This window comes from Streptomyces xingningensis (assembly GCF_054957865.1).
The window spans coordinates 25,825-52,190 of record NZ_JBDJPF010000012.1; the positions used below are offsets into that span (position 1 = coordinate 25,825).

A 26,366-nucleotide genomic window follows, 5' to 3' on the forward strand; every position below is an offset into this window, starting at 1 on the left:
ATGTCATTTCCCTTGCTCACGGTCACCGCGGCGGTCCCCGCGCTGGGTGCGGTCGCCACCGCCGCGGTGCCCGCCGTGCGCCGCGAGGCCGCCAAGTGGCTGGCCCTGGCCGTCTCCTTGGCCACCCTGGCGCTGGCGGCGGTCCAGCTGATCCGTTTTGACCCCGATGCCCGGAGTGTCTATCAGCTCACCGAGTCGCACTCCTGGATCGCGGACTTCGGGGTCCGCTATGAACTGGGCGTGGACGGCATCGCGGTGGTGCTCATCGCCCTGACCGCACTGCTCATCCCCTTTATCCTGCTGGCCGGCTGGCATGACGCCGATCCGCTGGCGGTGTCTGATAGCGGCTCCGCCGCGGGCACCTCCCCCAACCGGCGCTGGCGGCCCACCCAGGGGTTCTTCGCGCTGATCCTGATGGTCGAGGCGATGGTGGTCATCGCCTTCGAGGCCACCGATGTCTTCCTCTTCTACATCTTCTTCGAAGCCATGCTCATCCCGATGTACTTCCTCATCGGGGGCTTCGGCGACCGGGCGGGGCCGCGCACCGAGGAGGAGTCGGCGACCCAACGCTCCTACGCCGCGGTGAAGTTCCTCCTCTACAACCTGGCCGGCGGCCTGATCATGCTGGCCGCCGTGATCGGGCTGTATGCCGTGACCGCCCACCAGCTGGGCCAGGGCACCTTCTCGCTCCAGGAGATCGTCCAGGCGCGGGCCGCAGGCAAGCTGCAGTTCGCCACCGTCACCGAGCGGGCCCTGTTCCTCGGCTTCTTCTTCGCCTTCGCGATCAAGGCGCCGCTGTGGCCCCTGCACACCTGGCTGCCCAATGCCATGGGCGAGTCCACCTCCCCGGTCGCCGTGCTGATCACCGCGGTGGTCGACAAGGTGGGCACCTTCGCCATGCTCCGCTTCTGCCTCCAGCTCTTCCCGGAGGCGTCCAAGTGGGCCACCCCGGTGATCATCGCGCTGACGCTGGTCAGCATTCTGTACGGGGCGCTGCTCGCCGTCGGCCAGCGGGACATCAAGCGGCTGATCGCCTATGCCTCGATCTCCCACTTCGGCTTCATCATCCTGGGCATCTTCGCGATGACCACCCAGGGTCAGGGCGGGGCCACGCTCTATATGGTCAACCACGGGATCTCCACGGCCGCTCTGATGCTGGTCGCGGGCTTCCTGATCTCCCGCCGCGGCTCCCGGCTGATCGCCGACTACGGCGGGGTGCAGAAGGTGGCCCCCGTCCTGGCCGGCACCTTCCTGGTCGGTGGTCTGGCCACGCTGTCGCTGCCGGGCCTGGGGCCCTTTGTCTCCGAATTCCTGGTCCTGGTGGGCACGTTCACCCGTTATCCGGCGGTCGGCGCCATCGCCACCCTGGGCATCGTGCTGGCGGCGCTCTATGTGCTGGTGCTCTATCAGCGCACCATGACCGGCCCGGTGAAGGAGCCGGTGCGCTCCATGCCGGACCTGCGGGTGCGTGAACTGGCCGTGGTGGCACCGCTGATCGCGCTGCTGCTCCTGCTCGGCGTCTACCCCAAGCCCCTGACCCGGATCGTCGCCCCGGCCGTCGAGCAGACGATGTCGCAGGTGCACAAGACCGATCCGACACCCGATGTTCGCGTGAGCACTGCGGAGGGCGCGAAGTGAGTCACACAGCAACTGTCCACAGCCTGTGGACAATGGCGTCGGCGCATCCGGCGCTTCGCGATGCCCCCAAGAAGATCCCCGGACCGCATATCGAGTACGCCCAGTTGTCACCGACACTGATCGTCCTCGGCGCCGCCGTCCTGGGCATCCTGGTCGAGGCGTTCCTGCCGCGCCGCACCCGCTACCACGCCCAGCTGCTGGTGAGCGTGGTCGGCCTGGCCGCCGCCTTTGCCGCCGTCGTCGCGCTGGCCGCCGACGGCTATGGCACCGACAAGGCGCACGCCGCGGCCATGGGCGCCGTCGCGGTGGACGGCCCGGCACTGTTCCTCCAGGGCACCGTGCTGCTGGTCGCCCTGGTCTCCGCGTTCATCTTCGCCGAGCGCCGGCTGGACCCGGCGGCGCACGGCCGCCGCGTCGACTCCTTTGCCGCACAGCCCGCCGCGGTGCCGGGCGGCGAGGGCGAGCGAGAGGCGGTGAGGGCGGGCTGGACGACCACCGAGGCCTTCCCGCTGATGCTCTTCGCCACCGCCGGAATGCTGGTCTTCCCCGCCGCCGACGACCTGTTGACGCTGTTTGTCGCGCTGGAGGTCTTCTCGCTGCCGCTGTATGTGCTGTGCGCGCTGGCCCGCCGGAAGCGGCTGCTGTCCCAGGAGGCGGCGGTCAAGTACTTCCTGCTGGGCGCCTTTTCCTCGGCGTTCCTGCTCTTTGGCATCGCCTTGCTGTACGGCTATGCGGGCACCGTGACGTACTCCGGCATCGCCGATGTGGTCAACGGGACGGTGCAGACGGTGAATCCGGCGCTCGCCTCGACCATGGGCAATGACGCACTGCTGCTGATCGGCGGGGCGATGGTGCTGATGGGGCTGCTCTTCAAGGTCGGTGCGGTGCCGTTCCATATGTGGACCCCGGATGTCTACCAGGGTGCGCCGACGCCGGTGACCGGCTTTATGGCCGCCGCGACCAAGGTCGCCGCGTTTGGCGCGCTCCTGCGGCTGCTGTATGTGGTGCTGCCAGGGCTGCGGTGGGACTGGCGGCCTGTGATGTGGGGGGTGGCAATCGTGACGATGGTCGTCGGTGCGGTGGTCGCCGTGACACAGACCGATGTGAAGCGGCTGCTCGCCTATTCGTCCATCGCCCATGCGGGCTTCATCCTCGCCGGTGTGCTGGCCGTCAGCCCGGATGGCGTCTCCTCGGTGCTGTTCTATCTGGGCGCGTACTCCTTTGTGACGCTGGGGGCGTTCGCGGTGGTGACCCTGGTGCGGGATGCCGGTGGCGAGGCGACCCACCTGTCCAAGTGGGCCGGGCTAGGGCGGCGTTCGCCGCTGGTCGCGGCGGTGTTCGCGGTGTTTCTGCTGGCCTTCGCGGGCATTCCGCTGACGAGTGGGTTCGCGGGGAAGTTCGCGGTGTTCAAGGCGGCGGCGCAGGGCGGGGCGGTGCCGCTGGTGATCGTGGGTGTGGTGTCCTCGGCGATTGCCGCGTTCTTCTATGTGCGGGTGATTGTGCTGATGTTCTTCAGCGAGCCGAAGGCGGACGGTCCGTCGGTCGCGGTGCCGAGTCCGCTGACCTCGGTGGCGATCGGGGTGGGGGTCGCAGTGACGCTGGTGCTGGGCGTGGCGCCGCAGTATTTCCTTGATCTGGCGGGGCAGGCCGGGGTGTTCGTGCGGTGAGGTTCGGGCGGGAGGGATGCCCCGGTCCCGCCCTTTCACCGTTTCTTGGGGCTACGCCCCAAACCCCGCAGCACGCTGCGCGCGCTGTCCTCAAACGCCGGACGGGCTGAGTTCGACCCGTCCGGCGTTTTTGAGTGCTCAGCCGGTCGCGGCCGGTGCCACGCGTCCCACGACCTCGCCCAGGCCGATCCGGGCGCCATCCCGGCCCGGTGCCCAGGCCGTGATCGTGACCTCGTCGCCGTCCGCGAGGTAGGGGCCCTTGCCCCTGGTGAGCTCCAGCAGGCAGCCGACCTGATCCTCCTCCGGGCCGCTGACCGTGCCGGAGGCGAAGAAGTCGCCGGTGCGCAAGGAGGCGCCGTTGACGGTCATATGGGCCAGCTGCTGGGCCGCCGTCCAGTACATGGTGGCGAAGGGCGGCCGGGTCACCGTCTTGCCGTTGATGGCCACCTCGAGGCGCAGGTCGAGGCCGCCGGGCTCGGAGTCGGCGTCGTCCAGATAGGGCTGCAGCGGGTGGGTGCGCTCCGGCGGTGCCGTACGGGCGGCGTCAAAGGCGTCCAGCGGGGTGATCCAGGCGGAGACGGAGGTCGCGAAGGACTTGCCGAGGAACGGCCCGAGCGGTACGTACTCCCACTGCTGGATGTCGCGCGCCGACCAGTCGTTGACCAGGCAGACGCCGAAGACATGCGCGCGGAAGTCGTCCAGCGGCACGGGGGTGTTGGCCGGCGCCGGGGTGCCGACCACGAACCCGACCTCGGCCTCGATGTCCAGCCGGACCGAGGGGCCGAACGAGGGGAGCTCATCGGTGGGGGCCTTGCGCTGGCCCTGGGGGCGCACGACCTCGGTACCGGAGACCACGACCGTACCCGCGCGCCCGTGGTAACCGATGGGCAGATGCTTCCAGTTGGGAGTCAGCGGATCACCGTTGGGGCGGAAGATGCGGCCGACATTGCCCGCGTGGTGCTCGCTCGCATAGAAGTCGACATAGTCGGCGACCTCGAAGGGCAGGTGGAGCGTCACCTCGTCGAGGGGGTGGAAGGCCCCGTCGGCCAGCCAGCCGCGGATCTGCTCGCGGACCGCCTGCCAGACCGGACGGCCCGCCGCCATCAGGGGGTTGAGCACCGGCTGGTCCAGCAGATCGGCGTAGGCGGAGCCATGCTCGGCCGCGGCCGCCGCCGCGTCCAGCACATGTCCGCCGTAGCGGACGCCGATGCGGGGGTGGTCCGGGGCGTCGGGGGTGGTGAAGACGCCGTACGGAAGGGTGTCCGCGCCGAAGGGGTCGCCTTCGGGCAGCTGCGGGATGTGCTCGGGCATGGGGGTCGCTGCCTCGCCTTCTCCTGGATGCTCGCGGCCGGTGGACGGGTTCCACTCGGGCCACACATTACGGGTTGACGGCCGACGGGCAAGAGATGTTCGGGCGCTGCCCCATAGGCGGGAAAAGGCAGGGCAATGTCCGGTAACTCCTTGCTGGAAGCGTCGATTCCGAAGTAGCGTCCTTAGTCGGGTCACACACAGTGGGGGGCCGCTGAGGCTGGGTGGCCATGGGGGTGCTGGTGGCGAACAGGAGTGCGCCCGCGGCGGACCGATCCGTTCCCGGGTTGATTGTCAAGTTCGGCGACTATCCACTACATCATGGCGGCGTCGGAGCCATCCGCAGCCTCGGCAGACTCGGCGTGCCCATGTACGCCATCACCGAGGACCGCTGGACTCCCGCCGCCCTCTCCCGCTATCTGACCGCGGGCTTCGTCTGGCCGACGAAGGGTACGGAGCGGGCCGGGGAACTAGTCGAGGGGCTGCTGAGGATCGGCGAGCGGATCGGCCGTCCCGCCGTGCTGCTGCCCACCGACGAGGAGGCGGCGGTGCTGATCGCGGAGCACGCCGCGGAGCTGGCCGGTCCATTTCTCTTCCCGCCGGTGGAGCCGGAGCTGCCGCGCAGACTCGCGAGCAAACAGGGGCTGCACGAGCTGTGCGTCGAGCATGGTGTGCCCTCGCCCGCCGCGCTGTTCCCGGTCTCGTACGAGGAGATCGAGAAGTACGCGGGGGTGGCGAACTTCCCGCTGGTGGCCAAGAACCGCGAGGCCTTCGAGCGGCGCCGGCACCCCGCGGTGCCCGGCACCACGCGCATCGCCGGCCCCCGCGAACTGCTGGACCTGGCGCGGGACTGGGGGCCGTCACCCGGGGTGATCCTCCAGGAGTACCTGCCGCGCGAGGAGGCCGAGGACTGGATCGTCCATGCCTACTTCGACCGGGACAGCTCCCCGCTGGCCCTGTTCACCGGGGTCAAGGTGCGCTCCTGGCCGCCGCACGCGGGCATGACGGCCAACGCCTATATCGTCGACAACCCCGAACTGGCCGCCATGGCCGCCCAGTTCATCAAGCAGATCGGGTTCTGCGGCATCATCGACCTGGACTGGCGGTTCGACCGGCGGGACGGCCAGTACAAGCTGCTGGATTTCAACCCCCGGATGGGCGCCCAGTTCCGCCTCTTCGAGAACGAGGCGGGCATCGATGTGGTGCGCGCCCAGCACCTGGACCTCACCGGGCGCAAGGTGCCCGAGGGGGAGCAGCTCGCGGGCCGCCGCTTCATCGTGGAGAACATCGACCTGCCCGCGCTCGCCGCCTACCGCCGCAGCGGCTACACCACTCCCCATGCCCCGCCCCGCGCCAGCGGCACCGAGCTGGCCTGGGTGGCCCGCGACGACATGAAGCCGTTCTTCACCATGCTCGCCCGGTTCATCCGGCCGGGCGCGCAACACCTGTGGCAGATGTGGCGCTCGCGGCGGCGCGCGGCCCAGGTGGCCACGCGGCACTGATCCCACGCCGAACTGATCCCACACCGCCAGAACGATCCAGCCGCCAGAACGATCCAGTGGTCCAGTCGAGTTGGCCGACAGGCCGAGCAATGCCCTGGAGGGGACACGTGACACTTCCGGTAGCAGTCATCGGGGCCGGTCCATACGGCCTCTCGACCGCGGCTCATCTGCGGGCGCGCTCCATTTCGACGCGCGTCTTCGGTTCACCGATGGTGAGCTGGCGCGAACACATGCCCGCGGGAATGCTGCTGAAGTCCACTCCGGTGGCCTCGGACATCGATGCCCCGCAGCCGGGGCACAGGCTGTCCGACTTCTGTCTGGACACGGGGGAGCAGCGGTACGAGTCGGACTGGGACACCATCCCGGTGGAGACGTTCGCGCGGTACGGGCAGTGGTTCCAGCGGCGGCTGGTCCCGGACCTGGAGCAGGTGCGGGTGGTGTCCGTGGAACGCCGGGACACCGGGCCCGGTTTCGAGCTGAAGCTGGACTCCGGGGAGCAGTTCGCCGCCCGGGCGGTGGTGGTGGCCACCGGGCTGAGCGGGCTCGCCCGGGTGCCCGCCGAGCTGGCGGCGGCCGTGCCGGACGGCCCCTCCGCGAGCGGGCCCATCTCGCACAGCTCGCACCACAACGATCTGTCGGGCTTCGCCGGGCAGCAGGTGGTGGTCGTCGGGGCCGGGCAGTCGGCGCTGGAGACGGCGGTGCTGCTGGCCGACGCGGGGGCGGCGTCGGTGCGGGTGGTCGCGCGGCGGCGGGGCGCGGTGCGGTTCGGTGCCGCGCCGGACGGCCAGTCGATGCTCAAGCCGGATACGCCCTTCGGCCGGGCCTGGTCGCTGTACGCCTTCTCGTATCACGCGGACGGCTTCCGGCGGCTGCCGCCGCGGACCCGGGAGTACCTGGTACGGCGGGTGCTGGGGCCGCTCGGCGCGTGGTGGCTGCGCGATCGCTTCGTGGGGCGGGTGCAGGTCACCGAGGGCAAGCGGCTGGTGCGGGCGCGGGTCGTCGAGGGGCGGCCGGTGCTGACGCTGGCGGACGCCGGGGGCGTGGAGGGTGAGCTTGCCGCCGACCATGTGATCGCGGCCACCGGGTACCGGGTGGATCTGGCGGCGCTGGACTTCCTCGGCGCCGGGCTGCGCACCCGGCTGGCGGTGGGCGCGGGCGGGCCGCGGCTGGGGGCGGGGTACCGGTCGTCGGTGCCGGGGCTGTACTTCACCGGGTTGCCGGCGGCGGCGAGTTTTGGGCCGGTGATGCGATTTGTCTGTGGGACGGAGTATGCGTCACCGCGCGTTGCGCGGGCAGTGGCGGGAGGCTGAGCGGCCTGGGGGGTGCGTCCTCGTCGTCGGCTGTGGGCAGGGGCGGGATGGGTACCGGCGGAGCGATCGAAGCGGCAGGCGGCCACGATGATCGACAGCCGACCGGATACGCTGACTTTTGGTGAAGACAGCGACACATCGACAATCCCCGTGTTCGCAGGCAGACAGGAGTACCCCTCGTGACCGTCGTCGGGCCCTTCGGGCTGAGCGTGCGGGACCAGGCTCTTGAAGCCGATGTCCAGGCCGGGTTGGCCGCTGTCGAGGAGGGCCTCCTGGCGGCCTGCAAGAGCGATGTGCCCTTCATCACCGAGGCCGCTCAGCACCTGGTGCGGGCCGGCGGCAAGCGGTTCCGGCCGCTGCTGGTGACGCTCGCCGCGCAGTTCGGTGACCCGTACGCCCCCGGTGTGGTGCCCTCGGCGGTGGTCGTCGAGCTCACCCACCTGGCGACGCTGTACCACGACGATGTGATGGACGAGGCCGATGTGCGCCGCGGCGTGCCGAGCGCCAACGCCCGCTGGGGCAACTCCGTGGCCGTCCTCACCGGCGACTTCCTCTTCTCCCGCGCCTCGAGGATCCTCGCGGACCTCGGCCCGGAGGCCGTCCGGATCCAGGCCGAGGCGTTCGAGCGCCTGGTCACCGGCCAGATCCTGGAGACGGCGGGCCCGCGCGACGGGCGCGACCCCATCGAGCACTACCTCGATGTCATCGCGGGCAAGACCGGCTCGCTGATCGCCGTCGCCGGGCGGTACGGGGCGATGATGTCCGGCGCGGACGAGCATGTGGTGGAGATCCTCAGCCACTTCGGAGAGCGGCTCGGCACCGCCTTCCAGCTCGCCGACGATGTGCTCGACATCGCCAGCGACTCCCATGAGTCCGGCAAGACCCCCGGCACCGATCTGCGCGAGGGCATCCCCACCCTGCCCGTACTGCACCTGCGCGCCCAGGCGGCGGCCACCCGTGCGCCGGGCGATCTGGAGCTCTGCGAATTGCTCGAGGGCGATCTCACCGACGACGGCCGGCATGCCGAGGTGCTGGTCCGGCTGCGCGCCCATCCGGCTCTCGAGCAGGCCCGGCGGGACACGGTCCGCTACGCCCACCAGGCGCGGGCCACGCTGGCGCCGCTGCCCGACTGCTGTGCCAAGACCGCGCTGGAAGAGCTCTGTGACGCGGTGGTGCACCGGGCGGGCTGACCGTCCGGCACCCGGATGCGCCCTTGCTCCGCCGCTGGGCGGGTCCGTCTCCGGGGGGTGTCATACCCGAGAGGTACGGGGAGTTGATGCCGTCGGCTGATGACCGGGCCGGGCGTTGTTGGTGGAATGGACGGTGGCGGCCGGGGGCAATCCTCCGGACTCCAGCGCCATCACCGGGCGGTCGGGGCCACAATGGCTCTGGGTGTGGGCGAGTGCAGCAAGCCGATGACCGCCGCCGACGACGGAGGTAGAGCACATGGCACGGATCCAACCGACACCGGGCGCGGGCGACGATGCCGCCGACCCCGCCCTCCCCGAGAGCAAGAACCGCCGCAAGGCCGTCCGTTACGCGGTGCCGGTGGCGGTGGCCGGAGTCGCCGCGGCCACCATCGGGATCGGCTCGGCCCTCGCCAGTGCGGGCGACCCCGAGCTGCCGAAGATCAGCGCACAGGACCTGATAGCCAAGATGGCGGCGTCGGATGTGCAGCAGCTGTCCGGCTCGGTGCGCATCACCTCGGATCTGGGCATTCCGGCGCTGCCCTCGGGCATGTCGCTCGGCCAGGGCGGTCTGGGCGGCGAGCGGCACGGCAAGGGCGACAAGGGCGACAAGGGCTCGGCCGCCGCGCCGGACACCAAACTCACCGAGCTGGCCGCTGGTACGCACACGCTGCGGGTGGCCGCCGACGGCCCGCAGAAGCAGCGGGTGTCGATCGTGGAGCGCACCGCCGAGTACAGCCTCATCCACAACGGCGACCAGGTCTGGGCGTACGACAGCGGCAGCAACACCGCCTATCACTCGACGGCGCCGGGGGAGCAGGGCGCCCCGAAGCACCAGGCCCCCAAGGACCTGGCCGGTGCCACGCCGCAGGAGCTGGCCAAGAAGATGCTCGCCGCCGTGGACGACACCACCTCGGTGGCAGTCGACGGCACGGCCAAGGTGGCCGGCCGGGATGCCTATCAGCTGACGATCAAGCCCAAGCAGAGCGAGACGACCGTCGGGGCCGTGCGCATCGCCGTCGACGCGAAGAACGGTGTGCCGCTGAAGTTCACCCTCACGCCCAAGGGCGGTGGCAAGGCGGCCGTCGACGCGGCCTTCACCAAGGTCTCCTTCGGCAAGCCCGGTGCGTCCGCCTTCACCTTCACCCCGCCCAAGGGCGCCAAGGTCACCGAGGGCAAGCCGGGCCGGCCGGGTGCGGCGGAGCACGGGCGGGAGCAGCAGCAGGCCGGGCCCAAGGTCATCGGCAAGGGCTGGACCTCGGTTGTGGAGATCACCGGGGGCAAGGCCATGGACAAGGGCGCGCTGCCCGGGGCGCGCCAGGGGGCGGACAAGGCGAAGCAGGGGGGCGGTGCCTCCGCACTGCTGGACAGCTTTGGCACCAAGGTGTCCGGTCCCTTTGGCTCCGGCCGTCTGGTGAGCACCCGGCTGGTCAATGTGCTGTTGACGGATGACGGCAAGGTGTATGCCGGTGCGGTCACCAAGGACGCGCTGTTGAAGGCCGCGGGCGGCAAGTAGCCGGCCGTCCGCCGTACGCATGGCCCCGGCCGCCGGCCCGGGGCCATCCGCGGTGGGGACAGACGAAGGGAAAGCCGTGGAGGACCGCTCCGCACCGTCGGCGGTGATCGAGACGAGGGGGCTCACCAAGCGTTATCGCGGGGGGCAGCTCGCCGTCGCCGGGCTGGATCTACTGGTGCCGCGCGGCAGCGTGTTCGGCTTCCTCGGCCCCAATGGCTCCGGCAAGACCACCACCATTCGCATGCTCATGGGCCTGATAGAACCCACTTCGGGAATGGCCCGGGTGCTCGGTGAGCCGATGCCGCGGGCCGGAGGGCGGGTGCTCCCCAGGGTGGGGGCGCTCATTGAGGGACCGGCGCTCTATGGCTTTCTCTCCGGCCGGGACAATCTCGTCCGGTATGACGCGGCCGACCCCACCGCCGATCCGGGCACCCGCTCGGCCCGGGTCGCCGAGGCCCTGGACCGGGTGGGCCTCACTGGGGCGGCGGGCAAGAAGGCCCGTGCGTACTCCCTCGGCATGAAGCAGCGCCTCGGTCTGGCCGCCGCGCTGCTCCAGCCGCGCGAGCTGCTGGTGCTGGACGAGCCGACCAATGGGCTCGACCCGCAGGGCATGCGGGAGATCCGGTCGCTGGTGCGGTCGCTGGCGGCGGAGGGCACCACCGTCTTCCTCTCCTCCCATCTCCTCGATGAGATCGAGCAGGTGTGTACGCATGCCGCGGTGATGGCGCAGGGGCGGCTGCTGACTCAGGGGACGGTGGGGGAGCTGGCCTCCTCCACCCGTGGCCGGCTGGCCGTCACCACCCCCGACACCGCGGACGCGGTCCGCGTCCTCAAGGAGCATGGTGTGAACGATCTCGTGGTCCGGGACGACCGCGTCACCGGCGAACTCCCCACCGGCGAACCGGCCGCCGACCTCGCGGATCTCAATGCCGCGCTGGTCGGGGCCCAGGTGCGGGTGCGGGCCTTCGGCACCGAACGGGCCTCGCTGGAGGACGCCTTTGTCGCACTCACCGGGGAGGGCTTCGATGTCGCAGGCTGATACGGCCATGCCGGCCGCGCGGACCCCGAACCCGCTGTGGCGGCTGTCCCTGTTCCGCAGCGAGGTGGTGACGGTGTTCCGCCGCTGGCGGACGCTGGCACTGCTGGGGGTGCTGTGTGCCGTACCGGTGGTGATCGGCATCGCGGTGAAGATCGAAACGGGCGGGGGCGGCGGCTCGTTCGACGACCGGGGTGGTGAAGGCCCGGCGTTCATCAGCCAGATCACCAACAACGGTCTGTTCCTGGTGTTCGCCGCGCTGGCCGCGACCCTGCCGTTCTTCCTGCCGATGGCGATCGGGGTGGTGGCCGGGGACGCCATCGCGGGCGAGGCGTCCACCGGGACGCTGCGCTATCTGCTGGTCGCCCCCGCGGGGCGGACCCGGCTGCTGCTGGCCAAGTTCGTCTCCGTCATGGCCTTCTGCCTGGCCGCCACCCTGGTGGTGACCCTGTCCGCGCTCGCGGTGGGGGCGTTGCTGTTCCCGTTGGGCGATTTCACGTTGATCAGCGGGACGACCGTGTCCCTGGGGGAGGGCATGCTGCGGGCGGTGGCGATCGCGGGGATCGTGGCGGCCTCGCTGGTGGGCATCGCCGCGCTGGGCCTGTTCGTCTCCACGCTCACCGGCAGCGGCATCGCGGCGATGGCCACCACGGTGGGGCTGTTGATCACGGTGCAGATCCTCGACCAGTTCCCGCAGTTGCACGCGATCCAGCCGTATCTGTTCCCGCACTACTGGCTGAGCTTCTCGGATTTGCTGCGGGATCCGGTCACTTGGGACCAGGTGTGGCGCAACCTGGGCCTTCAGGCGCTGTATGCGGCGGTGTTCGGGTCGGCGGCCTGGGCCCGGTTCACGTCCAAGGACATCACGGCCTGACCGGGGACAGGCGTGCCGGAGCCGCTGGGCCAGGCTGCCGTCCGCGGCCAGGACTCCCGCGTCTACCACCGGATCCGGCTGAGGAATTCCGTGGTCCGGGTGTCGGCCGGGTAGAAGGATTCGATGGCCAGCTCGGCGACGGTGATGTCCAGCGGTGTGCCGAAGGTGGCCATGGTGCTGAAGAAGGCCAGCTCCTGGCCCTCGTGGACCATGCGCAGCGGGACCGCGATCTGGCCGGGGCCGGGCAGTTCGATCTTGGGCTCGGCCTGGTCGCAGGGGTAGCCGGCCAACTCCTCGTAGAGCTTGGCAAGTTCGGGGTCGGCGGTCATCATGATCTGCTGGCGCAGCCGGCTGAAGAGGTGGGCGCGCCATTCGCCGAGGTTGAGTATCCGCGGGGCACATCCCTCCGGGTGCAGGCTCACCCGCAGCAGGTTGACCGGCTCTTCGAGGAGTTCGGGGGCGACGTCGGCGCGGAAGAGCAGGGCGGGCTGGTTGGCGTCGACGCGGTTCCAGTAGCGGTCCAGCACCACGGCGGGAAACGGCTCGTGCGCGGCGAGCAACTGGCGCACCATGGCCCGCACCGCCGACATATGGGGCGCATCCAGGCTGGTCTCGTGGTAGACGGGAGCGTAACCGGCCGCCAGCAGCAGCGGGTTGCGCTCGCGCAGCTCCAGGCCGAGGGCGGTGGCCAGGCGCAGCACGGTCTCGCGGCTGGGCACCGAGCGGCCGTTCTCGATAAAGCTCAGATGACGGGGGGATATCTCCGCCTTGGCCGCCAGCTCCAGCTGGCTGAGCAGGCGGTGCTTGCGCCACTGCCGCAGCAGGTCACCCAGGGACTGGGTCTGACGCAGGGTCGTCGCCATCGTCGTCATCGTCGTCATGTAGCCCTCACCTCGTCCTGTGGGCAGGCAGTCAACCGGCCCGCCGTACAGGATCATTGTCTGCCAACGCTTCGGACGCGACTGCATGTCCGAGGGGGGTTGTGCGCATCGCGCCGGCGTCAGCTCTGGGGGGCCGGCTTGGGCAGAAGCTGGACGAGCGCGGCGACGATGATGGTGAAGCCCGCAAGCAGGGCTACGCTCCACTCGAAGGCGTGGGTGTAGTTGCCGTGGCCGAGGATTCCGAAGAAGATCACGCCGATGGCGCATACGCCCAGGGAGTTGCCGCCCTCCTGGCCGGTGGACAGCACGCCGCCGGCCGCGGCCGCATGGTCGGGCGAGACGCCGGAGAGCACGGTGGGCGTGACGGGGTTGGCGAACAGGGCCATGCCGATGCCGGCCACACACAGCCCCGGCATGATCCAGGCGGCCGGTCCGCTGGTGCCGATCGAGGACGCGGCCAGGATCAGCAGCCCGTAGCCGGCCGCCACCACCAGAGCGCCCAGGGTGAGGATCTGCTTGCCCATGCGGGCGGCCAGCCTGGGGGCGGCGAAGGCGGCCGGGACGTAACCGACGCCCAGGGCCGCGAAGATGGAGCCGGACGCCAGCGCGGACAGGCCACGGCCCTCCTGCAGGTACAGGGCGAGCACCAGCATGAAGGAGGCCATCGCGGCGAAGAAACCCAGGATGATCAGGATGCCGACGGAGAAGGCACGCTCATGGAACAGCTTGAGCGAGATCAGCGGCGCCCCGCCGCGCTGTTCCAGGCGGTGCTGACGCGCCACGAACGCGGCGAACAGGGGCAGCGAGGCGGCCAGGCACACCCACGACCAGGCCGGCCAGCCCTGCTCCCGGCCCTCCACCAGGGGCAGCACAACGGCCAGCAGGCCGGCGGAGCCCAGCAGGGCGCCCAGCAGGTCCAGGCCTTCGCGCCCGGCGCCGCGCGATTCGGGGATGTACTTGCGCATCAGGGCCAGAGAGGCCAGCCCGATGGGGACGTTGATGAGGAAGATGGTGCGCCAGCCGAGCCCGGCGATGTCCAGGTGGATCAGCAGGCCGCCGATGAACTGGCCGAAGGTCGCGCCGATGCCCATGGACAGGGCGAAGGCGGTGAAGGCCCGTACCCGGGCGGGCCCGGAGAAGGAGGTGTTCAAGATGGCCAACATCTGCGGGGTCATCACCGCCGCGCCCATGCCCTGGACGACCCGCGCGGCGATCAGCACACCCGAGTTGGGGGCCAGGCCGGCGCCCAGCGAGGCCAGGGTGAACAGCACCATGCCGATGGCGAACAGCCGCCGCCTGCCGTAGAGGTCGCCCAGCCGGCCGGCGGTGAGCATGCACGCCACATAGGCGAGGCTGAACCCCGAGATGAAGAACTCGAGCGCGGCGGCACTGGCGTGCAGGTCCGCACGGGTGGACGGGATGGCCACGGTGGCCACGAAGAAGTCCAACGCAATCATGAACATGCCGGACACTACGATCAGCATCCGGACCAGGCCGCCGCGGCCCGAATCCGCCTCTGCCGCCTCTGCCGCCTCTGCCGCCTCTGCCGTTCCGGCCGGAGCGGGGCGGATATCTGTGTCAACCGACATTGTCTCGACTCCCGATTGATGTATCGTCAGGTCTTCTGTCTGAGACCGGCGGCGCTGTCGGGAAACCTTCGGCAATCACGGGGATATCCGCCGAAAATCGGCACAGGGGTATCCGGCCAGCCGTTTCCATTACCAGCAAGAAAGCCGCAGTCCAGCAGGGGACCGGCAAGCCAGGGATGAGGCACCTGGCTTTGCCGGTGGTCTGCCGTTGGCTCCGGTCAGTTGGCCGGAGCCAGGTCGATGAACTGGTGGTCGCGCAGCCACCTGCCGTCTTCGCCGACGATGACGAACTGCGTGCCCTTCATCGTCGGCTCGCCGCCGCCGGGCGGGATGACCTCCCACTGGTAGCGCACGGCCTCGTGGTTGGTGTCGATTTTCGCGACCCGGAAGGTGAAGCCCTGGGGAACAAAGGCGTCATACGCTTCCGTCACCGCCAACTCGATGCCCTCAAGGCCCCGGTACACGGTCGCGGAATTGCTGTAGACACCGTCCTCCGCCCACAGTTCGGCGATTGTCTTGCCCCGAACCCCGGGGTCCGGTTCGGCCCAGGTGGCGACGTACTTTTCCACCTTCGCTTCGATGTCACTCACGCGTTCTCCTCAGTGCAGAGAGTCATGGGCAGCCGGGCCCGGAATAAGACGGGCACCGCCTGACGACTCGATCCTGCTACTGGGATGTAAACCCCGTCGATTACCTCCGATGTAAGAAATCGCGAGGACCGCCCCGCCCGGCGGCCGCAAGGGCGGTGTCGCGCGGCTGCACTTGGCCGATGGGGTGCCGCAGGTGCGGGCATTCGCCGTGCACACCGACGACGAGGTGAGCCGGGCTCGCGGACGCAGGCGGAAGGGGTGGCTTCCCGCCTTCCGCGACGCGATGCTGCGCAAATGCTGCCCGCCGTCGACCTGACCGTGCAGGTAGCAGGTGCCTGGCTCCCGGCACGGGGAGCCAGGCGTTGCTCATACGTCAGCCGACGTGGCTACGCAGCGGCTCGCTATGCACGCCCACGATGTGGAGTTCGGGGGATCCTGCGCAGGATGTGCTCGATGAGTCGGGCGACCACTCCGGAGATGTGCCCAGTCCGACCGCACCGCACCCGGCGAGGTCACCTGTCGCCGGTTTGGCAACGGGGCTCGAAAACCGGCTGATTGGCCAGCACCTCGATGCAGGGACGCAGCACCTCGACGACCTCCTGCGGCGGGGCGTCCTTCAGCCCGTCGAGCTCCAGCAAGTACCGCCCCATGACCAAGCCGAGGCTGATCGCTCCGAACACCGCCGTGCGCAGCTCGGCGTCGGGGGTGTCCAGGGCCGCACTGAGCTGGGCCTGTTGCCGCGCGATCGCCGCCCTGACACCGACCGCCGCCTCCGGGTGGGTGAGCATGGATCGCAGCATCGCCAGCGTGGCGGTCGGCTCGGACTCCAGCTTGGCGGTGATCGCGGCGAGCAGCCGCTCGGCGACCTGGTCGGCGCCGCCCTCCACTTGTGACGGGCGTCCCTCTCTCTGGGCGGGGAGAGGGACGTGTTCATCCGTTGGCGTTGGACTTCGCTTTTACAGCGAGTTGTTGACTATGCCCTTGCGGAAGGCTGCCCATTCGTCGGCGGTGTAGCGCAGGTCCGGGCGGTGGGGGTTCTTGGAGTCGCGGACGGCGATGCCGCCGTCAGGCAAGTCGGTGATCTCGACGCACGCTTGGCTGCCATTGCTGTCGGGAGATTTACGCCAGCTCGCCTCACTCAGGTCGAGGGTGTAAAGGTCTTCCTTGCGATCCATGCTCTAGTCCTTCTCCATGATTCTTTTAATGATCTCCCGTGAGTCGTCCACGGGAAGAGCGGCAGCGACAGTGCGCTCAAAGGCGGCCTCGAAGATGTTCACGTCGTCAGTACCCTCTACGAACTGTCCGCCCACAAGGGTTTCCACGAGGGCGATGGTGGGCCATGGGTCTTGGAATCGGACGACCTCGAAGAGACCCATCATTGCGGGGTTCGGGGCCATCGCCATGGGCAGCACCTGGATGGTGATGTTCGGCAGTTCGCCCATGTCCAGCAGATGGCGGAGCTGGTCGCGCATCAGCGACGGCTGGGAGGCGAAACGCTGGTGGAGCACGGCTTCGTGGATGACAGCCCAGAAAATCAGTGGTGGCCTTGTTCCGTCGCGGTGTGTGGTGAGCACGGCTTGGCGAGCCTTGCGGACTTCGGCGAAGGCATTCACTTCATCTTGGGTACGCCGGAAAGACCCTGCGGCGATGATCTCCCGGGCGTAGGCTCCCGTCTGGAAAAGCCCCGGGATCACGTTGGGAGAGCAGACGCGTGTGCTCTCCGCGTCGGTCTCCAGCGACAGGTAGTCCTTGGTCAGAGGGTCCACGACGTTGCCGTAGGTCTGCCACCAGCCTTTTTTGCCAGCGTCCTTGGCCAGGGCTTCGATCGCCATGAGGACGTCCGGTGCGTCCACACCGTAGATTCCGAGGAGCTTTGATGCTTCGGCGGGACGGATGTGGGCTTTGGCGTTCTCGATTCTGGAGAGCTTGCTGCGGTCCCAACCCATGGTCGCGGTGGTCTCGTCGATGGTCATGCTGGCTTCGCTGCGGAACTTGCGGAGAGCTTCGCCGAGACGACGCCTACGGAGTGTGGGGACCAGTTGCACTGTCGGCATTCTCCCGTTTTGCCTTTCGTCTGGCTGCTGGGTCGCATGCGGGTGTGTATTGCGTCCCATCGGGTGGCTGGTGGAGCAACAGGGGGCGGTAGAAGGGCTTTTAAGGTCCTCCTGGTGGTCGTACGGGTGCAGTGTGCCGCGGTGCGGGGGTAGGCGTCGATAGAACGTATGTCTTTTCTTTGCGGATCTTGATTCCAATGTTGCGAGTAGGTTGTCCGCGAGTGCATCCTGGCTGGGGTCATGGTGACGCGCATCATGTTCACGCTCGCCCGCTGATCGCCATGCGGCGGCCCGCCGTCAACGTCCACACCCCTGCCTCGCGTTGGAGCCCTTCCATGCCCGAGTTCCCTGGTATCGCCATGCCCTCGTCGCCCACGTCGGAGCGCTTGACGCTTCAGCAGAGACTCAAGGAGAGGCACCCGCTGCTGCCTTCGGCCGCGACTCGCGGCCCTGGCCCCGGCCCCGGCGCCGGGGGTCGGCGCCCGTGGCGGGCGGACGTACCCGAGGCGTACTACGCCTTGGCCCGCGCACTCCCCGCCCCCGACTACGCTCCCGGGGAGGCCCGTTGAACGCCTCCACACCGGAGGCCATGGCTTCCGACGACGCCGCGCGGATCCGGGAGACGATCGCGCGGGCCCTGGCCGAACCGCCTGCGGGCGCCCTGCTCGACGCTGTCGTGCTGAACGGTCTGATCCAGGACCTCGCCAGGCATACCCAGCTGCTCTTGCGGGTGGTGGAGGCGTTGAGCGGCCTTGATGACGTCGTACGCGTCGGAATCGACTATGTGCGCAGACGCTCGGCCCATGCCCCGCCCGATGCCTTGCCGCACCCGGTGTGCGCGTTGGCCTGGGTGCAGGAATCGGCGCGCTGCTGCCGCCAGTTGCTCGGCTTGGTCGGCGCCGACCGGGCGGGGGAGGGCGGGCCTGCGATGCGGCGGTGAGCCGCGCCGGCCCGTGCGCGGGGGCTATGCGCTCAGCGTCCACACCGCGTTGGCGATGGCGGTGCTGTTGGTGCCCAGGGCCGTGTCGTCCAGGTTGGCGTAGGTGTCGCAGGACTGGTGGTAGCAGGCGTCGAAGGCCTGGCCGGCCGAGCCGCCCCATTTCTGGGCCTGGTCATCGGACTTGATGTAGTCGGCGCCGCTGAACAGCCCGCCGACCGGGACGCCCGCCTGCTGGAAGGAGGCGTGGTCGGAGCGGCCGTCGCCCTCGGTGTCGACTTCGGTGGCGATGTTCTTGGCGGTGAACCAGTTCTCGAAGAGCGATTCGAGCTTCTGGTCATAGCCGTAGACGAAATAGCCCGGGTTCGGCGAGCCGATCATGTCGAAGTTCAGATACGCGTCGATCTTTGACCGGTCCGTGGCGGGCAGGTGGTTGACGTAGTAGCTGGAGCCGCGCATGCCCAGCTCCTCCGCGCCCCACCAGCCGAACCGCAGGTGCTTGGCGGGCTTGTAGCCCTCGCGGGAGACGGCCAGCGCGACCTCGAGGACACCGGCCGAGCCGGAACCGTTGTCGTTGATGCCGGGGCCGGCGTTGACCGAGTCCAGGTGGGAACCGGCGAACACCACATGGTCGCTGTCGCCGCCCGGCCAGTCGGCGATGAGGTTGTAGCCGGTCGCGCCATTGGTGCTGAACTGCTGCAGGGTGGTGGTGAATCCGGCGGCGTCCAGCTTGCTCTTCACATAGTCGACGGACGCCCGGTAGCCGCTGCGGCCGTGCGCGCGGTTGCCGTTGTTGGCGTCGGCTATCGACTGCAGCTGGTTGAGATGCGCCTTGACGTTGGCGGCGGGTATTTCGGGTGCGGCGACGGTGGCGGCGGGGGTGGCGGTGGCGGGGGTGGCGGAGACGCCGAGCAGTGCGGCGGTCAGGGCCGCGCCGGCGGCCAGCAGGCCGGCGGTGGTGCGGCGTCTCCGGGGCGGGGTCGGTCCGTTGAGAACAGACATGGGGGGCTCCCAACTCCACTTGACGTGGACATGATGTTGGGGGTCCATCCGGGGTGGGTCAAGAGCGGATTTCGGTCACGGTGTGCCGCCCATCGGACAGCTGCCCGCCGGCCACCGGGTGCCGCGCCGCCTCCAGTTCCCTCCGCGCGGCCCGGGCCGTGCGCAGCGCGTCCCAGGTGAGCAGCGCCAGCGCCAGCCAGACGAGTCCGAAGCCCGCCCAGCGCTCGGCGGGCATGGCCTCGTGGAAGACGAACAGGCCCAGCGCGAACTGGAACACCGGGGCGAGGTACTGGAGCATCCCGAGCACCGACAGCGGCAGCCGTACGGCCGCCATCCCGAAGGAGACCAGCGGTACCGCCGTGATCAGCCCGGACACCGCCAGCAGCAGCGCGTGCCCGGTGCCCGCACTCGCGAAGGTGCTCTGGCCGCGGGCGCCGAGGAAGATCAGGAAGCCGAGCGCGGGCAGGAACTGGAAGGCCGTCTCGGCGGCCAGCGACTCCAGGCCGCCCAGCCCGACCTTCTTCTTCACCAGGCTGTAGGTGCCGAACGAGGCCGCCAGCCCCAGCGCGATCCAGGGCAGCTTGCCGTAGCCGACCGCCAGCACCACGACGGCCGCGGCGCCCACTCCCACCGCCACCCACTGGGCGGGGCGCAGCCGCTCGCGCATCACCAGGACGCCGAGCGCGATGACGACCAGGGGGTTGATGAAGTAGCCCAGGGAGGTCTCGACGACATGCCCGGCGTTCACGGCCCAGATGTAGATCGCCCAGTTCACGGAGATGACGATGGCGCCCACCGCGATCATCGCCAGTCGCCGGGGCTGCCGGAGCAGGGGGCGTATCCACGCCCAGCGGCGGGTGACGGCGAGCACCGCCGCGACGGTGATGAGCGACCACGCCATGCGGTGGGCGAGGATCTCAAAGGCTCCGGTGGGCTCCAGCAGGGGCCAGTACAGGGGGAAGAGGCCCCAGATTCCGTAGGCGGCGGCGCCGTACAGGAAGCCGGTGCGTATGTCGCTCTGCGTCGGCTCGTCGGGATTCATGGTTCCCTCCCGGGGGGCGGTGCGATGGGGATGTGGCCATGCGAAGGTAGCGCCCTTCGGGGGTGTATGTCATACGTGTATCGCATGACGGTCATGACAGGGGGTCCGGGTGGGCCGGCCGCTGGGCCCGGAGCCGTTCCACCGCCTTGGAGACGTCGAAGGGGAGGACCGTGACGATGACGTTCGGCAGTTGTTCCAGGGTCTTGGCCATCTGCTCGCCGGTGTCGCGGTGCAGCAGCCGCCCCAGCGGGGTGGAGTAGGTGCGGCGGGGGATCAGCAGGGTCAGGGCGGTGGTGCCGTCGGCGGTCTTGCGGGCGGCGAGCTGGGCGACGGCGTGCCGGAATCTGCGGTCCGGGCAGTCGATCAGCTCCAGCGGCACATTGGTGCCGGGCGTCTGTTCCCAGCGGGCGAGCAGCCGCCGGGCGCGGGTCTCGTCGATCACGAAGTGCAGGGCCCGCACCTCGTCCGGCCGCAGTTCATGGGCGTAGCGCAGCGCCTTGACGGCCGCCAGGTCGAGGTTGTCGACCAGGACGTACACCAAGTGCCGCCGCCAGCGCGGGCGTTCGGTGGTGAAGGCCGGTACGTTCTCCAGGGCCTCGGCCTCCTGCCGGTACTGGCGGTTTATGCGGATCAGTGCCCACACCCCGATCGGGAAGATCACCACGACCAGCCAGGCGCCCTCGGTGAACTTGGTGATCGCGAAGATCACCACGACCATGGCGGAGACCACGGCGGCGGCGAGGTTCACCCCGATCTTCAGCCGGCGGTGCGGCTCGTCGCGGCGCCAGTGGTGGGCCGTCATCCCGGCCGCCGCCATGGTGAAGCCGGTGAAGACGCCGATGGCGTAGAGGGCGACCAGCTTGTCCACGCTGCTGCCGGTGACGAACAGCAGGGCGAGCGAGACGACGGTGAGGCAGATGATGCCGTTGGAGAAGGCGAGGCGGTGGCCGCGCCGGGTGAGCTGGCGGGGCAGGAAGCGGTCCTCGGCGACAAAGCTGGCCAGGAAGGGGAAGCCGGTGAAGGGGGTGTTGGCGCCGGTGTAGAGGATGAGCGCGGTGGCCAGCTGGACATAGACCAGGCCCGTGGTGCCCACCCAGCTGTTGCCGAAGATGAGGTGCGCCTCCTGGGCGATCACCGTGGGGTTGCCGTCCTGGAAGGGGATGGCATGGGTGAAGTGGGCGAGGGTGGAGACGCCCAGCACCATGACGCCGAGGATGATGCTCATCGCGGTGAGGGTGCGGCGGGCGTTGGTCCCCTGTGGGCTGCGGAAGGCCGAGACGCCATTGGAGATCGCCTCCAGGCCGGTGAGCGAGGAGCCGCCGTTGGCGAAGGAGCGCAGCACCATGAAGAGCGAGGTGCCGTACAGCCAGCCATGGCCGGAGGTGCCCAGGTCGATCGCGCCCTGGGCGTGCACATTGGCGTGCGGGAGGCCGCCGGTCAGGGCGCGCACCAGGCCGACGACCAGTATCAGGGCGACGGCGACCATGAAGAGGTAGGCGGGCGTGGCGAAGGCCCGGCCCGCTTCGCGGATGCCGCGCAGATTCCCGTACATCAGCACCACCACCACGCCCACGGTGATGGGGAGTTTGAGATGGTCCATGCCGGTGTAACGGTGGCCGACCAGGTGGGCGAGGGAGATCAGGGCGTCGGTGCCGGCGGCGGTCTGGACGGCGACCGTGACGATGTAGTCGACCAGCAGGGCGACGGCGGCGATCTGGGCGATGCGCGGTCCGAAGTTCTCCCGGGCGACCACATAGGAGCCGCCCGCGCGGGTGTAGACGGTGACCACGTCGCGGTAGGAGAGCGTGAGGAGCAGCAGCACCAGCAGGATCGCGCCGGTGACCGGCATCAGCAGGGTGAAGGCCGCGACGCCGGCGACCGGGACCAGGATGCGCAGCATCTCCTCGGTGCCGTATGCGGTGGAGGAGATGCAGTCGGAGGCGAGCACGCCGAGCGCCATCGGGTTGGACAGCTTCTCGTGGGCGAGCTGCTCGGTGACGAGCGGCGGGCCGAGGAGTCGGCATTTGAGGCGGTAGCGGAGCCGGTCGCGGATGGGGATTTCGGCGTTGGTGGCCATGCCCATATCAGAGCGGGTACCCATGCGTCCGGGTGGATAGACGCCCCGGCCGGACACCCGATCGGTGCCCGGCCGGTGGACTGTTCGCGCGCGCTAGCCGACGACTGTCCAGGTGTCGTTGCCCGCCAGCAGGGTGGCGAGGTCGCCCTTGCCGTGCTGCTCGACGGCGGCGTCGAGCTGGTCGGCCATGAGCGTGTCGTAGACCGGCCGGTCCACGCTGCGGAAGACGCCGATGGGCGTCTGGTGCAGGGTGTCGGGGTCGGCGAGGCGGGAGAGCGCGAAGGCGGTGGTGGGGGAGGCGGAGTGCGCGTCGTGGACGAGGATGTGCGCCTCGTTCTCCGGGGTGACCTCGACGACCTTCAGATCGCCCGTGGCGGGGTCGCGGACGACCCCCTTCGAGAGCTCCGCGCCGAAGCGGATGGGCTGCCCGTGCTCAAGGCGGATGACCGCCTCCTGCGCCTGCTGCCTGTCTTTCAACACCTCGAAGGCGCCGTCGTTGAAGATGTTGCAGTTCTGGTAGATCTCCACCAGCGCGGTGCCGGGGTGGGCGGCCGCCTGGCGCAGCACCTCGGTGAGGTGCTTGCGGTCGGAGTCGACGGTGCGGGCGACAAAGGAGGCCTCGGCGCCGATGGCCAGGGACACCGGGTTGAAGGGGGCGTCCAGGGAGCCCATCGGCGTGGACTTGGTGATCTTGCCGAGCTCGGAAGTGGGGCTGTACTGGCCCTTGGTGAGGCCGTAGATCCGGTTGTTGAACAGCAGGATCTTGAGGTTGACATTGCGGCGCAGCGCGTGGATGAGGTGGTTGCCACCGATGGAGAGGGCGTCGCCGTCGCCGGTGACGACCCAGACCGACAGGTCGCGGCGGGAAGTGGCCAGGCCGGTGGCGATGGCCGGGGCGCGGCCGTGGATGGAGTGCATCCCGTAGGTGTTCATGTAGTACGGGAAGCGGGAGGAACAGCCGATGCCGGAGACGAAGACGATGTTCTCCTTGGCCAGGCCGAGTTCGGGCATAAAGCCCTGGACGGCGGCCAGGACGGCGTAGTCGCCGCAGCCGGGGCACCAGCGCACTTCCTGGTCGGACTTGAAGTCCTTCATGGTCTGCTGGGCTTCGGCCTTGGGCACGAGTGCGAGAGCCTGGTTCGCATTAGGCACGGATGGCCTCCTTGAGCACGGTGGCGAGCTGCTCGGCCTTGAACGGCATGCCGCTGACCTGGGTGTGGGAGCGGATGTCGACGAGATGCCTGGCGCGCAGCAGGGTGGCGAGCTGGCCGAGGTTCATCTCGGGCACGACCACGGTGTGGTAACCGCCCAGGACCTCACCGAGGTTGGCGGGGAAGGGGTTCAGGTGCCGCAGGTGGGCCTGGGCGATGTGCGCGCCGGTGGCGCGTACCCGGCGTACCGCGGCGGTGATCGGCCCGTAGGTGGAACCCCAGCCCAGCACAAGGGTCTTGGCCTGGCCCGAGGGGTCGTCGACCGCGAGGTCGGGGACGGTGATGCCGTCGATCTTGGCCTGGCGGGTGCGGACCATGTGGTCGTGGTTGGCCGGGTCGTAGGAGATGTTGCCGGTGCCGTCCTGCTTCTCGATGCCGCCGATGCGGTGCTCGAGGCCGGGGGTGCCGGGCACGGCCCAGGGGCGGGCCAGGGTCCGGGGGTCGCGCTTGTAGGGCCAGAAGACCTCGGTGCCGTCGGCCGGCCGGTGGTTGGGCGAGGTGGCGAACTGTACGCGCAGGTCGGGCAGTTCGCCGGTGTCCGGGACGTGCCAGGGCTCGGAGCCATTGGCGAGGTAGCCGTCGGAGAGCAGGAACACCGGGGTGCGGTAGGTGAGCGCGATCCGGGCCGCCTCGAGTGCGGCGTCGAAGCAGTCGGCGGGGGTCCTGGGGGCCACGATCGGCACCGGGGCCTCGCCGTTGCGCCCGTACATGGCCTGCAGCAGGTCGGCCTGTTCGGTCTTGGTCGGCAGTCCGGTGGAGGGGCCGCCGCGCTGGATGTCCACGACCAGCAACGGCAGTTCGAGCGAGACCGCCAGTCCGATGGTCTCGGACTTGAGGGCCACCCCGGGACCGGAGGTGGTGGTGACCGCCAGTGCGCCGCCGAAGGCCGCGCCCAGCGCCGCGCCGATGCCGGCGATCTCGTCCTCGGCCTGGAAGGTGCGCACGCCGAAGTTCTTGTGCTTCGACAGCTCATGAAGGATGTCGGAGGCCGGGGTGATCGGGTACGAGCCGAGGTACAGCGGCAGGTCGGCCTGCTGGGAGGCGGCGATCAGACCGTAGGACAGCGCCAGGTTGCCGGAGATGTTGCGGTAGGTGCCCGCCGGGAAGGCGGTGGTGGCGGGGGCGACCTCATAGGAGACCGCGAAGTCCTCGGTGGTCTCGCCGAAGTTCCAGCCGGCCCGGAAGGCGGCGACGTTGGCCTCCGCGATCTGGGGCTTCTTGGCGAACTTGCGGCGCAGGAACTTCTCGGTGTTCTCGGTCGGCCGGTGGTACATCCACGACAACAGGCCCAGTGCGAACATGTTCTTGCTGCGCTCGGCCTCCTTGCGGGAGAGCCCGAACTCCTTGAGCGCTTCGATGGTGAGCGTGGTCAGCGGGACGGGGTGGACGTGGTAGGCGTCCAGGGTGCCGTCCTCGAGCGGGCTGGTGTCATAGCCGACCTTGGCCATGGGGCGCTTGGTGAACTCGTCGGTGTTGACGATGATCTCCGCGCCGCGCGGTACGTCGGCGAGGTTGGCCTTGAGGGCGGCGGGGTTCATCGCGACCAGGACGTTCGGTGCGTCGCCGGGGGTGAGGATGTCATGGTCGGCGAAGTGCAGCTGGAACGAGGAGACGCCCGGCAGGGTGCCTGCGGGGGCGCGGATCTCGGCGGGGAAGTTCGGCAGGGTGGACAGGTCGTTGCCGAACGAGGCCGTCTCCGAGGTGAAGCGGTCCCCGGTGAGCTGCATGCCGTCGCCGGAGTCACCCGCGAAGCGGATGATCACCCGGTCCAGTCGGCGGACCTCCTTGGTGGAGCCGCTTCCCGACGAGGGGCCGCGCTGTTCGGCGAGGCGTGACGGCTCGTCCCCGGCCTTCGGCGGGGAGAAGGCTGGCTGTTCGGCTGCATCGGCCTGTTCGGCCGGGCTGACCTGGCTGGTCACTGCTTCGGACCTCCCTCATGGCGGCGGAGCGCAACGGTGGTGCCGACCGGCGTTCCCTTGGGCCATCGTACGGGGGAAGGGCCGGAGTGCCCCGGGAGGGCCGGTGGCGGGACCGCCGCACCTGGTGGCTCTATGTTCGGGTATGCCGGGTTTTGGGGTTTGGGTGAACCGGGGTGCCCGGCCCGGCTTCGCTGCGACTTTGGTCCTCGGTCCCCGTGTGCCCGGTCTCCCCACCAGGGGGCCTGACATTGATTTGACACAACGTCAGTTGATCAAGACCTGAGGTAGGTCAGCACCGCGAGAACCCGACGGTGATCCCCGTCACTGGGCGACAGGCCCAGCTTCAGGAAGATGTTGCTGACGTGCTTCTCCACGGCCCCGTCGCTCACCACCAGCTCCCGGGCGATGGCGGAGTTGGTCCGCCCCTCGGCCATCAGGCCCAGCACCTCCCGCTCGCGCGGGGTGAGCCCGGCCAGGACGTCCTGCTTGCGGCTGCGGCCCAGCAGCTGGGCGACGACCTCGGGGTCCAGCGCGGTGCCGCCCCGGGCCACCCGGACCACGGCGTCCACGAACTCGCGCACCTCGGCCACCCGGTCCTTGAGCAGATAGCCGACCCCGGTGCTGCTGCCCGCCAGCAGCTCGGTGGCGTACTGCTCCTCCACATACTGCGAAAGAACCAGGACCCCCAGGTCGGGGTGGTCCTTGCGGAGCCGCACCGCCGCCCGCACCCCCTCGTCGGTGTGGGTGGGCGGCATCCGGACGTCCGCCACCACCACATCCGGCAGCGCCCCCTCGTCCGCGAGCTCCCGCACCGCCTTCAGCAGCGCCTCCCCGTCGCCCACCCCGGCCACGACCTCGTGTCCGCGGTCGGTCAGCAACCGGGTCAGGCCCTCACGGAGCAGCACTGAATCCTCGGCGATGACCACCCGCACCCTGTCCTCCACGAAACTCCGGCCCCCTGGTTCGGCGCAGGCGATGCGCTGCGCTGTCGGCAATCGATGTGCCAAGCATCGCAGGAATCGGGGA

Annotated in this window: 22 protein-coding genes; 9 read left to right on the forward strand and 13 right to left on the reverse strand. The window is 69.6% G+C overall.

The annotated features are described in order from the left end of the window. Together ABCR83_RS08985 and nuoN are read left to right on the forward strand one after the other, a co-directional pair. The gene (locus ABCR83_RS08985; protein WP_462694332.1) at positions 1 to 1,638 is read left to right on the forward strand and encodes an NADH-quinone oxidoreductase subunit M; all 1,638 of its coding nucleotides are present in this window, start codon (positions 1 to 3) and stop codon (positions 1,636 to 1,638) included. Beyond that, positions 1,635 to 3,305, forward strand: coding sequence for an NADH-quinone oxidoreductase subunit NuoN (nuoN, locus tag ABCR83_RS08990; protein WP_462694333.1), 1,671 nt, complete (start codon positions 1,635 to 1,637; stop codon positions 3,303 to 3,305). Before ABCR83_RS08985 ends, nuoN begins: the two co-directional genes overlap by 4 nt. Positions 3,306 to 3,443: 138 nt before the next feature. Here the strand turns inward: nuoN and fahA are convergent, their stop codons facing one another. Next, positions 3,444 to 4,616 (reverse strand): fumarylacetoacetase, encoded by a 1,173-nt coding sequence (fahA, locus tag ABCR83_RS08995; protein ID WP_462694334.1) that lies wholly within the window; start codon positions 4,614 to 4,616, stop codon positions 3,444 to 3,446. A 227-nt stretch (positions 4,617 to 4,843) separates the two neighbouring features. On the opposite strand from fahA, the gene ABCR83_RS09000 reads away from it, so the two are divergent. The 6 genes from ABCR83_RS09000 to ABCR83_RS09025 all read left to right on the forward strand — a co-directional run bounded on the left by ABCR83_RS09000 (position 4,844) and on the right by ABCR83_RS09025 (position 12,038). Beyond that, entirely contained in the window at positions 4,844 to 6,115 is a 1,272-nt protein-coding gene (locus ABCR83_RS09000; protein WP_462694335.1) for a carboxylate--amine ligase, read from the forward strand. A 107-nt stretch (positions 6,116 to 6,222) separates the two neighbouring features. After that, positions 6,223 to 7,425, forward strand: coding sequence for an FAD-dependent oxidoreductase (locus ABCR83_RS09005; RefSeq protein WP_462694336.1), 1,203 nt, complete (start codon positions 6,223 to 6,225; stop codon positions 7,423 to 7,425). A gap of 179 nt (positions 7,426 to 7,604) precedes the next feature. Beyond that, on the forward strand, positions 7,605 to 8,615 hold the full coding sequence (locus ABCR83_RS09010) for a polyprenyl synthetase family protein (protein ID WP_462694337.1): 1,011 nt from the start codon (positions 7,605 to 7,607) through the stop codon (positions 8,613 to 8,615). A gap of 256 nt (positions 8,616 to 8,871) precedes the next feature. Continuing rightward, a complete protein-coding gene (locus ABCR83_RS09015) occupies positions 8,872 to 10,128 on the forward strand; it encodes a LolA family protein (protein ID WP_462694338.1) in 1,257 nt (418 codons plus the stop codon). 19 nt (positions 10,129 to 10,147) lie between these two features. Further along, a complete protein-coding gene (locus ABCR83_RS09020; protein ID WP_462694339.1) occupies positions 10,148 to 11,167 on the forward strand; it encodes an ABC transporter ATP-binding protein in 1,020 nt (339 codons plus the stop codon). After that, positions 11,154 to 12,038 (forward strand): ABC transporter permease, encoded by an 885-nt coding sequence (locus tag ABCR83_RS09025; RefSeq protein WP_462694340.1) that lies wholly within the window; start codon positions 11,154 to 11,156, stop codon positions 12,036 to 12,038. Before ABCR83_RS09020 ends, ABCR83_RS09025 begins: the two co-directional genes overlap by 14 nt. Before the next feature lie 62 nt (positions 12,039 to 12,100). Here ABCR83_RS09025 and ABCR83_RS09030 read toward each other — a convergent pair whose 3' ends face one another. The 6 genes from ABCR83_RS09030 to ABCR83_RS09055 all read right to left on the reverse strand — a co-directional run bounded on the left by ABCR83_RS09030 (position 12,101) and on the right by ABCR83_RS09055 (position 17,212). Beyond that, on the reverse strand, positions 12,101 to 12,919 hold the full coding sequence (locus ABCR83_RS09030; RefSeq protein WP_462694341.1) for a helix-turn-helix domain-containing protein: 819 nt from the start codon (positions 12,917 to 12,919) through the stop codon (positions 12,101 to 12,103). A 119-nt stretch (positions 12,920 to 13,038) separates the two neighbouring features. After that, the gene (locus ABCR83_RS09035; protein WP_462694342.1) at positions 13,039 to 14,508 is read right to left on the reverse strand and encodes an MFS transporter; all 1,470 of its coding nucleotides are present in this window, start codon (positions 14,506 to 14,508) and stop codon (positions 13,039 to 13,041) included. A gap of 218 nt (positions 14,509 to 14,726) precedes the next feature. After that, positions 14,727 to 15,098, reverse strand: coding sequence for a nuclear transport factor 2 family protein (locus ABCR83_RS09040; protein ID WP_462694343.1), 372 nt, complete (start codon positions 15,096 to 15,098; stop codon positions 14,727 to 14,729). Positions 15,099 to 15,610: 512 nt separating this feature from the next. Beyond that, positions 15,611 to 15,985, reverse strand: a complete 375-nt coding sequence (locus ABCR83_RS09045) for a TetR/AcrR family transcriptional regulator (RefSeq protein WP_462694344.1) — start codon at positions 15,983 to 15,985, stop codon at positions 15,611 to 15,613. Positions 15,986 to 16,054: 69 nt separating this feature from the next. After that, positions 16,055 to 16,273, reverse strand: a complete 219-nt coding sequence (locus tag ABCR83_RS09050; protein WP_462694345.1) for a DUF397 domain-containing protein — start codon at positions 16,271 to 16,273, stop codon at positions 16,055 to 16,057. Positions 16,274 to 16,276: 3 nt separating this feature from the next. Further along, complete coding sequence (locus tag ABCR83_RS09055; RefSeq protein WP_462694346.1) at positions 16,277 to 17,212, reverse strand: helix-turn-helix domain-containing protein; 936 nt, start codon at positions 17,210 to 17,212, stop codon at positions 16,277 to 16,279. A gap of 505 nt (positions 17,213 to 17,717) precedes the next feature. Between ABCR83_RS09055 and ABCR83_RS09060 the strand changes: the two genes are divergently transcribed. Further along, the gene (locus ABCR83_RS09060; protein ID WP_462694347.1) at positions 17,718 to 18,092 is read left to right on the forward strand and encodes a DUF6415 family natural product biosynthesis protein; all 375 of its coding nucleotides are present in this window, start codon (positions 17,718 to 17,720) and stop codon (positions 18,090 to 18,092) included. 24 nt (positions 18,093 to 18,116) lie between these two features. On the opposite strand, the gene ABCR83_RS09065 is transcribed toward ABCR83_RS09060, so the two are convergent. From ABCR83_RS09065 to ABCR83_RS09090, 6 genes are all read right to left on the reverse strand, one after another. Continuing rightward, positions 18,117 to 19,091, reverse strand: coding sequence for a M28 family metallopeptidase (locus tag ABCR83_RS09065; RefSeq protein WP_462694348.1), 975 nt, complete (start codon positions 19,089 to 19,091; stop codon positions 18,117 to 18,119). A gap of 58 nt (positions 19,092 to 19,149) precedes the next feature. Further along, on the reverse strand, positions 19,150 to 20,133 hold the full coding sequence (gene rarD / locus ABCR83_RS09070; protein WP_462694349.1) for an EamA family transporter RarD: 984 nt from the start codon (positions 20,131 to 20,133) through the stop codon (positions 19,150 to 19,152). Positions 20,134 to 20,224: 91 nt separating this feature from the next. Next, positions 20,225 to 22,210: an APC family permease gene (locus ABCR83_RS09075; protein WP_462694350.1), complete on the reverse strand. Its 1,986-nt coding sequence runs from the start codon at positions 22,208 to 22,210 to the stop codon at positions 20,225 to 20,227. A gap of 93 nt (positions 22,211 to 22,303) precedes the next feature. Further along, complete coding sequence (locus ABCR83_RS09080) at positions 22,304 to 23,305, reverse strand: 2-oxoacid:ferredoxin oxidoreductase subunit beta (protein ID WP_462694415.1); 1,002 nt, start codon at positions 23,303 to 23,305, stop codon at positions 22,304 to 22,306. A 49-nt stretch (positions 23,306 to 23,354) separates the two neighbouring features. After that, positions 23,355 to 25,340, reverse strand: coding sequence for a 2-oxoacid:acceptor oxidoreductase subunit alpha (locus ABCR83_RS09085; RefSeq protein WP_462694351.1), 1,986 nt, complete (start codon positions 25,338 to 25,340; stop codon positions 23,355 to 23,357). A 272-nt stretch (positions 25,341 to 25,612) separates the two neighbouring features. Continuing rightward, positions 25,613 to 26,272, reverse strand: a complete 660-nt coding sequence (locus ABCR83_RS09090; RefSeq protein WP_462694416.1) for a response regulator — start codon at positions 26,270 to 26,272, stop codon at positions 25,613 to 25,615. Positions 26,273 to 26,366: the final 94 nt, after the last annotated feature.